Here is a 13141-nt window from a genome sequence, read left to right on the forward strand (position 1 = left end):
CGCCCGCGCCTGCCCCCAGGGCAGGGCGGGCGCCGTTTCTCTGTTCACCCTCCCAAGGGAATGAGGTCAGCTGTGGATTCGAGTTCGCTGCGCGGACTGCTCGACGAGTACGCCGAGCTGGAGGAACAGCTCGGGGACCCGTCGGTGCACGCCGACCAGGCTCGGGCCCGCAAGCTGGGCCGCCGCTACGCCGAGCTGGCGCCGGTCGTCAAGACACTGGGGGAGCTGGACGCTGTCCGCTCCGACCTGGCCGCCGCGAAGGAGCTCGCCGCCGAGGACCCGGCCTTCGCGGCGGAGGCCGAGGAGCTCGCCGAGCGGATCCCGCGGCTGGAGAACCGGCTGACGGAGCTGCTGCTGCCCCGCGATCCCTACGACGGTGCGGACGTGGTCATGGAGATCAAGTCGGGCGAGGGCGGCGAGGAGTCCGCACTGTTCGCCGGTGACCTCCTGCGCATGTACCTGCGCTACGCCGAACGGAAGGGCTGGAAGGCGGAGGTGCTGGACGCGACCGAGTCCGACCTCGGCGGGTACAAGGACGTGACCGTCTCCATCAAGGGCCGCGGCGGCGAGGCCGACGGGGTGTGGGCGCGGCTGAAGTTCGAGGGCGGTGTGCACCGGGTGCAGCGGGTGCCCGCGACCGAGTCCCAGGGGCGCATCCACACCTCCGCTGCCGGTGTGCTGATCTACCCCGAGCCGGAGGAGGTCGAGGTCGAGCTCGACCCGAACGACCTGCGCATCGACGTGTTCCGCTCGTCGGGGCCCGGTGGGCAGAGCGTGAACACCACGGACTCGGCGGTCCGGGTGACGCACCTGCCGACCGGGATCGTGGTGTCCTGCCAGAACGAGAAGTCGCAGATCCAGAACCGGGCGCGGGCGATCCGGGTCCTCCAGGCGCGGTTGCAGGCGATGGCCGAGGAGGAGGCCGCGGCGAAGGCGGCCGATGCCCGCCGCTCCCAGGTGCGCACCGTGGACCGCTCGGAGCGGGTCCGCACCTACAACTACCCGGAGAACCGGATCTCCGACCACCGGGTGAACTACAAGGCGTACAACCTGGACCAGGTGCTCGACGGCGACCTGAGCGGCGTGCTCGACTCGCTGGCCGACGCCGACCGGGAGGAGCGGCTGGCCGCCACGCAGCCCGCCTGACCCGCCGCCCCGCCGCCCGCCCCTCGTGAGTGGCCACGCGAGTTAGAACTCGTGTGCGCACTCACGAGGCGCGCGGGTCGGTGGGTGTACCTCCCGAGCGCGGGGGCATCGTTGTGCCAGGCTTGGACCCGTGAACAGACAGCCCTTGCGCCTGGCGATCATGGAGGCGACCCGGATCCTGGAGGACGCCGGCGTGGCCTCCCCGCGGGCCGATGCCGAACTGATCGCCTCCCACGTGCTCGGCGTCGAGCGCGGGCGGCTTCCGCTCGTGCCGCTGGTCGACCCGCCGGTCGTGGAGGCCATCCGGCAGCTCGTGATGCGGCGCGCCAAGCGGGTGCCGTTGCAGCACCTCACCGGCTGGGCCGCGCTCGGCGACATCACGGTCGACATCGGCCCCGGCGTCTTCGTGCCGCGCCCGGAGACCGAGCTGCTCCTCGAATGGGGCCTGAAGCTGCTGAAGGGCCGCGAGTACCCGGTTGTCGTCGACCTGTGCACCGGTTCGGGCGTGCTCGCGCTCGCGGTGGCGCACGCCAGACCGGACGCGGTGGTGTACGCGGTGGACGTCGACCCGAACGCGCTGGCGTGGGCCAGGCACAACGCCGACCTGCGCGCCGCGGCCGGGGACACGTCGATCAGGCTCTACTCGGGCGACGTCACCGACGCGACGGTGTTCGCCGAGCTCGACGGACTGGTCGACCTCGTACTGTGCAACCCGCCGTACGTTCCGCAGGGCACCCAGGTGCCGCCGGAGGTGGCCGAGCACGATCCTCCGGTGGCCGTGTTCGCGCCCGGCGGCGGACTCGAGGTCATCAGGCACGTGGTCGCGGCTGCGGCGCGGCTGCTGCGCCCCGGCGGCGGAGTGGCCATCGAGCACGACGACACGCACGGCAAGGCGGTGCCCGCGCTGTTGAGCGCGCGCCGCGTGCTCACCGATGTCGTGGACCACCCGGACCTGGCGGGGCGCCCGCGATTCGTCACCGCGCTGCGGACAGTAGGCTCTGCCGCATGAGCGCCATCTACGACTGCAGCGAGCCGGTGACCAGGGCGGACGGGCTGAAGGCAGCGGCCTCCGCGGTGCGCTCCGGCAGGCTCGTGGTGCTGCCGACCGACACCGTCTACGGCATCGGCGCGGACGCCTTCGACTCCGGCGCCGTGCGGTCGCTGCTCCAGGCCAAGCATCGCGGGCCCGACATGCCCGTCGGCGTGCTCGTCGGCTCCTGGTCCACAGTGGACGGCCTGGTGCTCGGCGTCACGCCGCAGGCGCGTGCGCTGATCGAGGCGTTCTGGCCCGGCGACCTCTCGATCGTGCTGCCGCACGCGCCCAGCCTCAGCTGGGACCTCGGCACCACCAGGGGCACGGTGATGCTGCGGATGCCGCTGCACCCGGTGGCGCTGGAGCTGCTGCGCGATGTCGGCCCGATGGCCGTGTCGAGTGCCAACGTCTCCGGCAGGCCGCCCGCAGCCACGGCGGAGGAGGCGCGGGAGCAGCTCGGCGAGTCCGTCGCGGTCTACCTGGACGGGGGGCCGACCGGCGAGGCGGTGCCGTCGACGATCGTCGATCTCACCGGGGACGAGCCGGTGCTGCTGCGCGAGGGCGCGGTGTCCGCCGACGCGGTGTCGGAGGTCCTCGGCATCGAGCTCAGCCCGCGGTCATGACGGTGCGGCGCGGCGGTAGCGTTGCGCCTCGTGACCGAGCAGTACCTGGCGCACGGAGGATGACGACTTCGTGACGCCATCCCTGACCGCGGGCCTTCCCATCCGCGAGTACATCCTCGTCGGCCTCATCAGCGCGGCGGTGACGTTCCTGCTCACCGCCCTCGTGCGACGTTTCGCCATCAGAGCCGGAGCGGTGGCCGTTCCGCGGCAGCGCGACGTGCACGTGATCCCGATCCCGAGAATGGGCGGGCTCGCGATGTACCTCGGCGTGGCCGGTGGCATGGCGATGGCCCACCAGCTGCCGGTCCTGCGGCGCGCGTTCGAGTACTCCTTCGACCCGGTCGCCGTGCTCGTCGGCGGCGGGGCGATCGTGCTCATCGGCGCCCTCGACGACCGCTTCGAGCTCGACGCCTGGACCAAGCTCGCCGGGCAGGTGATGTGTGCGGGCATTCTCGTCCTGTTCGGACTGCAGTGGGTGTCGTTCTGGGTGCCCTGGGGCGGCGACGGGGCCGCGCTCGGGCAGGTCCTGATCCTCGACCGCAACCAGGGCGGGCTGGTGGCCGTGCTGCTGGTGGTGGTGATGGTCAACGCGATGAACTTCGTCGACGGCCTGGACGGGCTGGCCGGCGGCCTCGGCCTGATCGCCGCGGCGGCCACCTGCGCGTTCTCCCTCGGCCTGCTCGCCTCCTCCGGCGGTGACGTCGGCACCTACCCGCCCGCGCTCATCGCCGCGACGCTGGCCGGTGCCTGTCTCGGCTTCCTGCCGCACAACTTCCAGCCCGCGAAGATATTCATGGGTGACTCGGGTTCGATGATGATCGGGCTGATGCTGGCAGCCGCGAGCACATCCGCGTCCGGCAAGATCAACTACACCTCCTTCGACGCCACCGACGTGGTCGCGCTGCTCTCCCCGCTGTTCGTCGTCGCCGCGGTGCTGTTCCTGCCGCTGCTGGACCTGGTGCTCGCGGTCGTGCGGCGCACACGGCGCGGCGAGAGCCCGTTCGCGGCCGACAAGATGCACCTGCACCACCGCCTGCTGGAGATCGGCCACTCGCAGCGCCGCGCGGTGCTGCTGATCTACCTGTGGGCGGGGATCCTCGCTTTCGGCGCCGTCTCGGTGACCCTGTTCGACACCGCCGCGGTGTTCTGGATCATGTGCGGGGGCCTGCTGGTGGCCGGGCTCATCTCGGTCATCCCTAGACTGAGGTCGAGAAACCAGCAGGGAGCTTCATGACTGACAGTGCAAATGAGAACGGTGACGTGCCTGCTCGGGAGAGCGGTCGCACGCGCCCGGCGGAGCCCCACGATGGTGGCGGCGGGGCGCGCCAGCAGGAAGGAAGGGCAGACGAGATCGAGTCCGGGCCCCGGCGACGCGATCGGGTCGCGCGTTTCCAGACAGGCACTGACAGCGCAAACCGCAATCCGCACGCCGAGCAGGTGCTCAAGCTGGCCGACGCCATGCTGAAGGGCGCACTGTGGCCCGGTGTGATCACCGTCGTGCTGGCCGCCGTGGTCGCCACCGTCTGGGTCGGTGTGCCCGGCCTGCTCGGTGCCCTCGTCGGCGGCCTGGTCGCGTTCGGCTCGTCGCTGGCCACGCTGTGGATGATGCGCAAGACCTCCGCCATGGACCCGATGGGGGTGCTGGCCGTCGCGCTCGGCGGCTACATCTTCAAGCTCCTCGTGCTGCTCGGCGTGATGATGCTGCTCGGCGGTATCGACGCGCTGCACCGCTACGCGCTCGCATTCACCATGCTCGCGGTGATCATCGTGTGGGCCGGCGCCGAGGTGGTCGCGTTCAAGCGGACCAAGATCCCGACGATCATCCCCGACTCCTCCGGGTAGGGCTTCGGCCCGCCAAAGGAGTACGGCCGTACGGCGTCGTTCACCCGGCTGGTATCGTCCGCGCCATGGAGGCGGTGACGGCCGCACTCCGGGGGTGCACATCCCGATGGCAGCGTCGCGACCAGCCGTGTTGGCGCGTGCCCGCTCCAGCGGAACGTCGGCCCCGGTAACCCGGCCGTGTCCGCGCACCGTGGTATCCGCTTCCGAGTACTCGATCAGTGTCGGGTACGTTAAGTCCAGATCGTGACGATTCCCCCGGCGGAGTGAACGCCGGCCGGGAGAACCGGAAGGAGCCCAGTTGGGCGCGCTGGTACCAGCCCAGGGCGGCGAGTTCTCGCCCCCCGGCGTCGGAGACTTCTTTCTGCCGCCGATCTTCCTCGGCGTCACCAAGCCGATGCTTCTGGTGGCGCTGTCGGTAGTCATCATCGCGGCGTTCTTCCTGGTCACGTCGCGGAACATGAAGCTCGTCCCGAGCAGGTGGCAGTTCGCCGCCGAGTCGGTCTACGACTTCGGGCGCAACAACATCGCCAGGGAGCAGATCGGGTCCAAGGACTTCCGTCCTTACGTGCCGCTCATCCTCGCGCTGTTCACCTTCATCCTGGTGAACAACATCTTCGGGATCATCCCGATCATCCAGTTCCCGACGATGGCGCACATCGGCTTCCCGCTCGCACTGTCGGTGCTGGTCGTCTACCCCGTCTACCACTTCGTCGGCATTCGCAGGCACGGGTTCGGCGGGTACATGAAGAACCAGCTCTTCCCCGCGGGTGTGCCGAAGCCGATCTACCTGCTGCTGACGCCAATCGAGTTCTTCCAGAAGTTCTTCATGAACCCGATCACGCTGGCGATCCGGGTTTTCGCGGCGATGTTCGCCGGCCATCTCATCCTGCTGGTGTTCACCCTCGGTGGTGAGTTCCTGCTGGTCGAGGCGGGCGGAGCGCTCAAGGCGCTGTCGGCGGTGTCGTTCGCCTTCGCGATCCTGCTGACCTTCGTCGAGGCGCTCATCCAGGTCATCCAGGCCTACGTGTTCGCGGTGCTCTCCGCCGGCTACATCGGCATGGCACTCGCTTCGGACCACTGAGGGACAACGAAAGCCCCCGATCCGCACAGCTGCGGACCGAGTTGAAAGGGAAATGCAAGTGAGCAACATTGTTCTCGCGCAGGCCGCGGAGGCCGCGACCAACATCAACCCGGGCCTCGCCATGATCGGCTACGGTCTCGGCGCGATCGGCCCCGGTATCGGTGTGGGTCTGATCTGGGCCGCGGTCATCAACGGCACGGCTCGGCAGCCGGAGGCCCAGGGCAAGCTGATGGGTATCGCCTGGACCACGTTCGTGCTGTCCGAGGTGCTCGCCCTGATCGGCCTGGTCCTCTTCTTCATCGCCTTCGCCGCCTGAGCCGGCTGACGGCATCTAGGGAGACGTTGTGCTGTACACATCGATGATCCTGGCTCAGGAAGAAGAGCCGAGCCCGGTCGTCCCGCACCTTTCCGAGGTCATCCTCGGCCTCGTCGCCTTCCTGATCCTGCTGTGGCTGCTCAAGAAGTACGCCGCCCCGCGCTTCGAGAAGCTCTACGAGGAGCGGACCTCGAAGATCGAGGGCGGCATGGAGAGGGCCGAGAAGGCCCAGGCCGAGGCCGAGCAGGCGCTGGAGCAGTACAAGGCGCAGCTCGCCGAGGCCCGCACGGAGGCGGCGAAGATCCGCGACGACGCCCGGCTCGAAGCCGAGCAGATCAAGGAAGAGCTGCGGGCGGAGGCACAGGAGGAGGCACGGCGCATCGTCGCGCAGGGCGAGGCGCAGCTGCAGGCCCAGCGGGCGCAGATCACCACCGAGCTGCGCGGTGAGCTCGGGCGCAACGCCATCGAGCTGGCCAGCCGGATCGTCGGTGAGTCGCTTGAGGACGAGGCCCGCCGTCGCGGCACGGTCGACCGGTTCCTCGCCGAGCTCGACGCCAGCGGCAACGGTGCCGGAGCGAGGAAGTAGATCTCATGACGCTGCATGCTGCGAGCCGGGAAGCTCTGAGCTTCGCCGAGACTCGTCTCGACGAGGTACTCCGCGACGCGGGTACCGACCCGTCCGCGGTCGGGGAAGAGCTGCTCTCCGTGGTCGACCTGCTCAGCAGGCAGGTCGGGCTGCGCCGGGCCGTCGGTGACGGCTCGTCGGATCCCGAGGCCCGCAAGCGGCTGGTCAGGTCCTTGCTGGAGGGCAAGGTCTCCGGGCCGACCCTCGAGGTGCTCGACGCCGTGATCGGCAGGCGCTGGTCGAACCCGCTCGAGCTCGTCGACGGTGTGGAAACCGTAGGCCGGGCGGCGATGCTCGCCGGGGCGGAGAAAGCCGACAAACTGGACACGGTTGAGGGTCAGCTCTTCTCGGCGGCCCGTATCGTGGAGAACGAGCCGGACCTCGAGCGGGCACTGTCCGACCAGGCGGCGCCGGTGGAGGCGAAGCGCAACCTGATTCGCTCACTGTTCGCCGACAAGGCCGACCCGATCACGGAGGTGCTCGTCGAGCACGTCGTGCTCCGCCGGCGTGGCCGCGACATCGCCGGGGGCATCGACGAGCTGGTCGAGCTGGCCGCGGCCCGGCGGGACCGGTCTGTGGCGTACGTCATGAGTGCGACCGAGCTGACCGACGAGCAGCGGGAGCGGCTGGCCGGGAAGCTGGCGCAGATCTACGGGCGGCAGGTCGTGCTGCACGTCGAGCTGGACAGCGAACTCGGCGCCGGGCTGGTCGTGCGGGTCGGTGACGAGGTCATCGACGGCAGCGCCGCGGGGCGGATCGAGGCGCTGCGCAGGCGGCTGGCCGGCTGACGCTCACAGCGACAGCACACATACTTCTGGACACTGGCAAGAACGAAGCGAGAGCGGGAACGACATGGCGGAGCTGACGATCTCCTCGGATGAGATCCGCAGTGCGATCGAGAACTACGTCTCGAGTTACTCCCCGGATGTGAGCCGGGAAGAGGTCGGCGTCGTCGTCGACACCGGTGACGGCGTGGCCCACGTCGAAGGGCTGCCGTCCACCATGGCCAACGAGCTGCTGGAATTCCCCGGCGGGATCCTCGGTGTGGCGCAGAACCTGGAGCCGCGCCGGATCGGCGTCGTCATCCTCGGTAATTTCGAGCGGATCGAGGAAGGCCAGGAGGTCAAGCGCACCGGCCAGATTCTTTCGGTACCGGTCGGCGACAACTTCCTCGGCCGGACCGTCGACCCGCTCGGCAATCCGCTCGACGGCCTCGGTGACATCGAGGCGAACGAGCGCCGTCCACTTGAGCTGCAGGCCGCGTCGGTGGTGCAGCGGCAGCCGGTGTCCGAGCCGCTGCAGACCGGTATCACCGCGATCGACGCGATGACCCCGATCGGCCGCGGCCAGCGCCAGCTCATCATCGGCGACCGCAAGACCGGTAAGACCGCGGTCTGCGTCGACACCATCCTGAACCAGAAGGCCAACTGGGAGACCGGCGACGACAAGCAGCAGGTGCGCTGCATCTACGTCGCGATCGGTCAGAAGGGCTCCACCATCGCCGGTGTGCGCAAGTCCCTCGAGGACGCGGGCGCGCTGGAGTACACCACGATCGTCGCCGCGCCGGCGTCGGACTCCGCGGGCTTCAAGTGGCTGGCGCCGTTCACCGGTGCGGCGCTCGGCCAGCACTGGATGTACCAGGGCAAGCACGTCCTGATCGTGTTCGACGACCTCACCAAGCAGGCCGAGGCATACCGTGCGCTTTCGCTGCTGCTGCGCCGCCCGCCGGGCCGCGAGGCGTTCCCCGGCGACGTCTTCTACCTGCACTCCCGCCTGCTGGAGCGCTGCGCGAAGCTGAACGACGAGCTGGGCGGCGGTTCGCTGACCGGGTTGCCGATCATCGAGACCAAGGCCAACGACATCTCGGCCTACATCCCGACGAACGTCATCTCGATCACCGACGGCCAGTGCTTCTTCCAGTCGGACCTGTTCAACTCGGGCCAGCGCCCCGCGGTCGACGTGACCACGTCGGTCTCGCGAGTCGGTGGTGACGCGCAGATCAAGGCGATGAAGACGGTCTCCGGTTCGCTGCGGATCGACCTCTCGCAGTACCAGGAGCTGCAGGCCTTCGCGGCGTTCGCGTCGGACCTGGACCCGACCTCGCGCGCCCAGCTGGACCGCGGTGCCCGGCTCTACGAGGTGCTCAAGCAGCCGCAGTACTCGCCGGTGCCGGTGGAGCAGCAGGTCGTCACCGTGTATCTGGGCACCAACGGGCACTTCGACGACGTGCCGACCGAGGACGTCGCCCGGTTCAACCGCGAGCTGCTGGACAACGTGCGGCACAAGCACGAGGACATCCTCACCGAGATCCGGGACAAGAAGAAGTGGACCGACGACCTCGCCGAGCGCGTCGTCGCGGCCACCGCCGAGTTCAAGAAGGGCTTCACCACCTCGGAGGGCGGCACGCTGGTCGACCGGAGCGAGGCCGAGGCCATGGACGCCGAGCAGGTCGGGCAGGAGTCGGTGAAGGTCCACCGTCCTGCTCCGAAGAAGTGATCGGTAAGTAGATGGCCGCGCAACTCCGCGAACTACGGCAGAAGATCCGGGCGACGAAGTCGATCGGAAAGATCACCAAGGCGATGGAGCTCATCGCCACGTCGCGCATCAGCCGGGCGCAGGCCCGGGTGCAGGCGTCCCGGCCCTATGCCGACGAGATCACCGACGTGCTCTCCGCGCTGGCCGGGGCGGCGTCCAACCTGGACGACCCGCTGCTCACCGAGCGGGAGAACCCGCGACGGGCCGCCGTCCTGGTTGTGACCAGTGACAAGGGTCTGTGCGGTGGCTACAACGCCAACGTGCTGCGGGCCACGGAGGAGCTGCTCGCGCTGCTGCGTGAGCAGGGCAAGGAGCCGGTGATCTACGTCATCGGCGGCAAGGGCGTGAACTACTTCCGGTTCCGTGGCCGGGAGATCGCGGCCAGCTGGACCGGCTTCTCCGACCAGCCGCACTACGAGAACGGCGCGGCGGCGGGCGAGGCGCTGGTGGAGGCGTTCCTGGCCGGCGCCGACGACGAGGGCGACCGGCCGGGCCCGGACGGGGTTCTCGGGGTCGACGAGCTGCACGTCGTCTACACCGAGTTCAAGTCCATGCTGAGCCAGACGCCGACGGCCCGCCGGGTCGCGCCGCTCGAGGTCGAGTACTCCGAGGAGACGCCCGAGACGATCCTGCCTGCGTACGACTTCGAGCCGAGCGCCGAGACCCTGCTCCGCGCCCTGCTGCCGAAGTACATCAACACGAGGATCTTCGCGGCGCTGCTGGAATCGGCCGCGTCGGAGCTGGCCGCGCGCCGGACCGCGATGAAGTCGGCGTCGGACAACGCCAGCGAGCTGGTGGACACCTACACCCGGATGGCGAACCAGGCCCGCCAGGCCCAGATCACCCAGGAGATCAGCGAGATCGTCGGCGGCGCCGATGCGCTCTCAGGGGCCGGGAGCGATGGGTGATGGTGCGCGGTAATGACACAGGAGATGAGTAAGCAATGACTGTCAGCCAGGAAACGGCTACCCAGGACACAGCAACCGCCACCAAGGGCCGCATCGTCTCCGTGACCGGTCCGGTGGTCGACGTCGAGTTCCCGCGCGGCGCGGTGCCCGAGCTCTACAACGCGCTCAGGACCGAGATCGAGTTCGAGCAGTTGCGCAAGACGGTGACCCTCGAGGTCGCCCAGCACCTCGGGGACAACCTGGTCCGCACGATCTCGCTGCAGCCGCAGGACGGTCTCGTCCGTGGTACCGAGGTGACCGACACCGGCGGCCCGATCTCGGTGCCGGTCGGCGACAAGGTCAAGGGCCACGTGTGGAACGCCCTCGGCGACTGCCTCAACGAGCCCGGCTACGGCACGGATCTGGAGCGGTGGGGCATCCACCGCAAGCCGCCAGCGTTCGACCAGCTCGAGGGCAGGACCGAGATGCTGGAGACGGGGCTGAAGGTCATCGACCTGCTCACCCCGTACGTGCAGGGTGGCAAGATCGGCCTGTTCGGTGGTGCCGGTGTGGGCAAGACGGTGCTCATCAAGGAGATGATCACCCGTGTCGCCCGTAACTTCGGCGGTACGTCGGTGTTCGCCGGTGTGGGCGAGCGCACCCGTGAGGGCACCGACCTGTTCCTGGAGATGAGCGAGGACGGTGTCATCAACGACACCGCGCTCGTGTTCGGCCAGATGGACGAGCCGCCCGGCACCCGGCTGCGTGTCGCGCTGTCCGCGCTGACCATGGCGGAGTACTTCCGCGATGTGCAGAACCAGGACGTGCTGCTGTTCATCGACAACATTTTCCGGTTCACCCAGGCGGGCCAGGAGGTATCGACCCTGCTGGGCCGCATGCCCTCGGCCGTGGGTTACCAGCCGACGCTGGCCGACGAGATGGGCACCCTGCAGGAGCGGATCACCTCGACCCGGGGCCGGTCGATCACCTCGATGCAGGCGATCTACGTGCCCGCGGACGACTACACAGACCCGGCGCCTGCCACCACGTTCGCGCACCTGGACGCCACCACCGAGCTTTCCCGGTCGGTGTTCCAGAAGGGCATCTTCCCGGCCGTGGACCCGCTGGCCTCCTCCTCGACGATCCTCGACCCGGCCATCGTGGGTGACGAGCACTACCGGGTCGCTTCCGAGGTCATCCGGATCCTGCAGAAGTACAAGGAGCTGCAGGACATCATCGCGATTCTCGGCATGGACGAGCTTTCCGAGGAGGACAAGCTCACGGTCAACCGGGCGCGGCGCATCGAGCGGTTCCTCTCGCAGAACATGCTGGTCGCCGAGGTGTTCACCGGCCAGCCGGGTTCGACGGTGCCCCTTGCCGAGACCATCGAGGCTTTCGACAAGATCGCCAAGGGCGACTTCGACAGCTACCCGGAGCAGGCGTTCCTGGGCATCGGCGGGCTCGAGGACCTCGAGAAGAAGTACAAGGAAATCACCGGCAAGTGACGGCCGGCGACCGGCGGGGTCTGTGTCCACTGTGGATGCGGCCCCGCCGTTCGCTCGGTCGTGCTGAGTCGTCTCGGCGCAGCCATTACACTTGATGGCAGCGCCCGAGGCGGAAGGAGAGCTACGTGGCTGAGAATTCGGCGATGTCGGTCGAGCTTGTCGCCGTCGAGCGCCGCCTGTGGTCCGGTCAGGCCACGTTCGTGGTCGCGCAGACCACCGAGGGCGAGATCGGTGTGCTTCCCGGCCACGAGCCGGTGCTCGGCCAGTTGGCCGAGGGTGGCATCGTGAAGGTGACCACCACCGACGGTGACACGGTCACGGCCGCGGTACACGGTGGCTTCCTCTCGATCACGGGCGACAAGGTGAGTGTGCTCGCCGAGTCGGCCGACCTCGGCGAGGAGATCGACATCGACGCGGCAAGGCGCGCGCTGTCCGGCGAGGACGAGGCCGAGCGCACGAGAGCGAGCGCGAGGCTCCGCGCGGCCGGTCACTCGGTCTGAGCCGGACGACGAGCGGGGGCCGGCCATGGACATCGCACTGGTGCTCCTAGCCGTCCTGCTAGTTCTGCTCGTCGTCGCCGCCTGGTACTCGCTGCGCTGGGTGCGGATGCGCCGGCTCGGTGGCGTGAGCGTCGCGCTGCGCTGGCAGCCGGACCGGGACCGCTCGGGCTGGCACCTGGGGATCGGCCGCTACCACGGCGAGGAGTTCGTCTGGTACCGGGTCTGGAGCCTGCGCACCGGCCCGGACCGGGTCTTCCACCGCGAGGAACTGGAGATCACCGACCGGCGGGATCCGATCGGCACCGAGTCCTACGCCGTTCCCGCGGGCTCGACCGTGCTGCGCTGCGAGTCGATCGCCCAGGAGGCCATCGAGATCGCGATGGGCCCCGGCGCGCTGACCGGCTTCCTCTCCTGGCTGGAGTCGGCCCCGCCCGGCCGCAGGGTCCCCAGGGCGAGCTGACCGGTCACAACGCTAGCGGTCGCCACCCGGCCTCCAGAGCACGTCGCCATCCGGGTTGGCCAGCCGGGCGAGGATGAACAGCAGGTCGGAGAGCCGGTTCAGGTACTTCACGGCGAGGATGTTGGTGCGCTCGCCGTCCGCCTCCAGTAGCGCCCACCCGGAGCGCTCCGCGCGGCGGGAGACGGTCCGCGCCTGGTGCAGCAGTGCGGCCCCTGCCGTGCCGCCCGGCAGGATGAACGAGGTCAGCTTGCCGAGCCGCTCGTTGAACTCGTCACACCAGCCCTCCAGCCGCTCCACGTACGGTTCGGTGACGCGCAGCGGGGGGAACTCCGGGTTGTCCACCACCGGGGTGCACAGGTCCGCTCCGACGTCGAAAAGGTCGTTCTGGACCGAGCGCAGCACGTCGGCGATCTCGTCCGGCAGCCCGCCGAGCGCGATCGCGACGCCGACCACCGAGTTCGTCTCGTCGACGTCGGCGTAGGCGCCGAGGCGGGGATCGGTCTTCGGGACCCGGGCGCCGTCGCCCAGCGCGGTCGTTCCGTTGTCGCCGACCTTGGTGTACACGCGGTTGATCCGTACGGGCATGTC

Annotated in this window: 15 protein-coding genes; 14 read left to right on the top strand and 1 reads right to left on the bottom strand. The window is 69.2% G+C overall.

Annotation, left to right across the window (positions count from 1 at the left end):
• Positions 1-72 precede the first annotated feature (72 nt).
• The 14 genes from prfA to JAP66_RS17025 all read left to right on the top strand — a co-directional run bounded on the left by prfA (position 73) and on the right by JAP66_RS17025 (position 12553).
• Positions 73-1146: a peptide chain release factor 1 gene (gene prfA / locus JAP66_RS16960; RefSeq protein ID WP_199432736.1), complete on the top strand. Its 1074-nt coding sequence runs from the start codon at positions 73-75 to the stop codon at positions 1144-1146.
• Positions 1147-1276: 130 nt separating this feature from the next.
• Positions 1277-2155, top strand: coding sequence for a peptide chain release factor N(5)-glutamine methyltransferase (gene prmC, locus JAP66_RS16965; protein WP_199432737.1), 879 nt, complete (start codon positions 1277-1279; stop codon positions 2153-2155).
• Positions 2152-2802, top strand: a complete 651-nt coding sequence (locus JAP66_RS16970) for an L-threonylcarbamoyladenylate synthase (protein ID WP_199432738.1) — start codon at positions 2152-2154, stop codon at positions 2800-2802. The genes prmC and JAP66_RS16970 overlap by 4 nt, the downstream gene beginning before the upstream one ends.
• A 70-nt stretch (positions 2803-2872) precedes the next feature.
• Positions 2873-4036, top strand: coding sequence for a glycosyltransferase family 4 protein (locus JAP66_RS16975; protein ID WP_199432739.1), 1164 nt, complete (start codon positions 2873-2875; stop codon positions 4034-4036).
• Positions 4033-4644 carry a Cg1360 family ATP-synthase-associated protein gene (locus JAP66_RS32165; protein WP_235999085.1) on the top strand — a complete coding sequence of 204 codons (612 nt, stop codon included), beginning with the start codon at positions 4033-4035 and terminating at the stop codon, positions 4642-4644. Before JAP66_RS16975 ends, JAP66_RS32165 begins: the two co-directional genes overlap by 4 nt.
• 298 nt (positions 4645-4942) lie before the next feature.
• Entirely contained in the window at positions 4943-5725 is a 783-nt protein-coding gene (gene atpB, locus JAP66_RS16985) for a F0F1 ATP synthase subunit A (protein ID WP_199432740.1), read from the top strand.
• A 58-nt stretch (positions 5726-5783) separates the two neighbouring features.
• Complete coding sequence (locus tag JAP66_RS16990; protein ID WP_307849595.1) at positions 5784-6041, top strand: ATP synthase subunit C-like protein; 258 nt, start codon at positions 5784-5786, stop codon at positions 6039-6041.
• A gap of 28 nt (positions 6042-6069) precedes the next feature.
• Entirely contained in the window at positions 6070-6627 is a 558-nt protein-coding gene (locus JAP66_RS16995; RefSeq protein ID WP_307849596.1) for a F0F1 ATP synthase subunit B, read from the top strand.
• A gap of 5 nt (positions 6628-6632) precedes the next feature.
• A complete protein-coding gene (locus JAP66_RS17000; RefSeq protein ID WP_199432741.1) occupies positions 6633-7454 on the top strand; it encodes a F0F1 ATP synthase subunit delta in 822 nt (273 codons plus the stop codon).
• Between the two features lie 64 nt (positions 7455-7518).
• Entirely contained in the window at positions 7519-9162 is a 1644-nt protein-coding gene (gene atpA, locus JAP66_RS17005; protein ID WP_199432742.1) for a F0F1 ATP synthase subunit alpha, read from the top strand.
• 11 nt (positions 9163-9173) lie between these two features.
• Positions 9174-10109 carry a F0F1 ATP synthase subunit gamma gene (locus JAP66_RS17010; protein WP_199432743.1) on the top strand — a complete coding sequence of 312 codons (936 nt, stop codon included), beginning with the start codon at positions 9174-9176 and terminating at the stop codon, positions 10107-10109.
• A 35-nt stretch (positions 10110-10144) separates the two neighbouring features.
• Positions 10145-11593 (top strand): F0F1 ATP synthase subunit beta, encoded by a 1449-nt coding sequence (atpD, locus tag JAP66_RS17015; protein WP_199432744.1) that lies wholly within the window; start codon positions 10145-10147, stop codon positions 11591-11593.
• Between the two features lie 143 nt (positions 11594-11736).
• Entirely contained in the window at positions 11737-12093 is a 357-nt protein-coding gene (locus JAP66_RS17020) for a F0F1 ATP synthase subunit epsilon (protein WP_199432935.1), read from the top strand.
• Positions 12094-12118: 25 nt separating this feature from the next.
• Positions 12119-12553 (top strand): DUF2550 domain-containing protein, encoded by a 435-nt coding sequence (locus JAP66_RS17025; RefSeq protein WP_199432745.1) that lies wholly within the window; start codon positions 12119-12121, stop codon positions 12551-12553.
• A 12-nt stretch (positions 12554-12565) separates the two neighbouring features.
• On the opposite strand, the gene JAP66_RS17030 is transcribed toward JAP66_RS17025, so the two are convergent.
• A complete protein-coding gene (locus JAP66_RS17030) occupies positions 12566-13138 on the bottom strand; it encodes a cob(I)yrinic acid a,c-diamide adenosyltransferase (RefSeq protein ID WP_199432746.1) in 573 nt (190 codons plus the stop codon).
• Positions 13139-13141 lie beyond the last annotated feature (3 nt).

Source organism: Qaidamihabitans albus (assembly GCF_016464705.1).
In the GTDB taxonomy this organism is placed as follows: domain Bacteria; phylum Actinomycetota; class Actinomycetes; order Mycobacteriales; family Pseudonocardiaceae; genus Qaidamihabitans; species Qaidamihabitans albus.

Coding starts and splice junctions, on each gene's coding strand:
- JAP66_RS17000 (WP_199432741.1), top strand. CDS start 6,633: ATGACGCTGCATGCTGCGAGCCGGGAAGCTCTGAGCTTCGCCGAGACT.
- atpA (WP_199432742.1), top strand. CDS start 7,519: ATGGCGGAGCTGACGATCTCCTCGGATGAGATCCGCAGTGCGATCGAG.
- JAP66_RS17030 (WP_199432746.1), bottom strand. CDS start 13,138: ATGCCCGTACGGATCAACCGCGTGTACACCAAGGTCGGCGACAACGGA.
- JAP66_RS17025 (WP_199432745.1), top strand. CDS start 12,119: ATGGACATCGCACTGGTGCTCCTAGCCGTCCTGCTAGTTCTGCTCGTC.
- JAP66_RS32165 (WP_235999085.1), top strand. CDS start 4,033: ATGACTGACAGTGCAAATGAGAACGGTGACGTGCCTGCTCGGGAGAGC.
- JAP66_RS17020 (WP_199432935.1), top strand. CDS start 11,737: ATGTCGGTCGAGCTTGTCGCCGTCGAGCGCCGCCTGTGGTCCGGTCAG.
- JAP66_RS17010 (WP_199432743.1), top strand. CDS start 9,174: ATGGCCGCGCAACTCCGCGAACTACGGCAGAAGATCCGGGCGACGAAG.
- JAP66_RS16970 (WP_199432738.1), top strand. CDS start 2,152: ATGAGCGCCATCTACGACTGCAGCGAGCCGGTGACCAGGGCGGACGGG.
- atpD (WP_199432744.1), top strand. CDS start 10,145: ATGACTGTCAGCCAGGAAACGGCTACCCAGGACACAGCAACCGCCACC.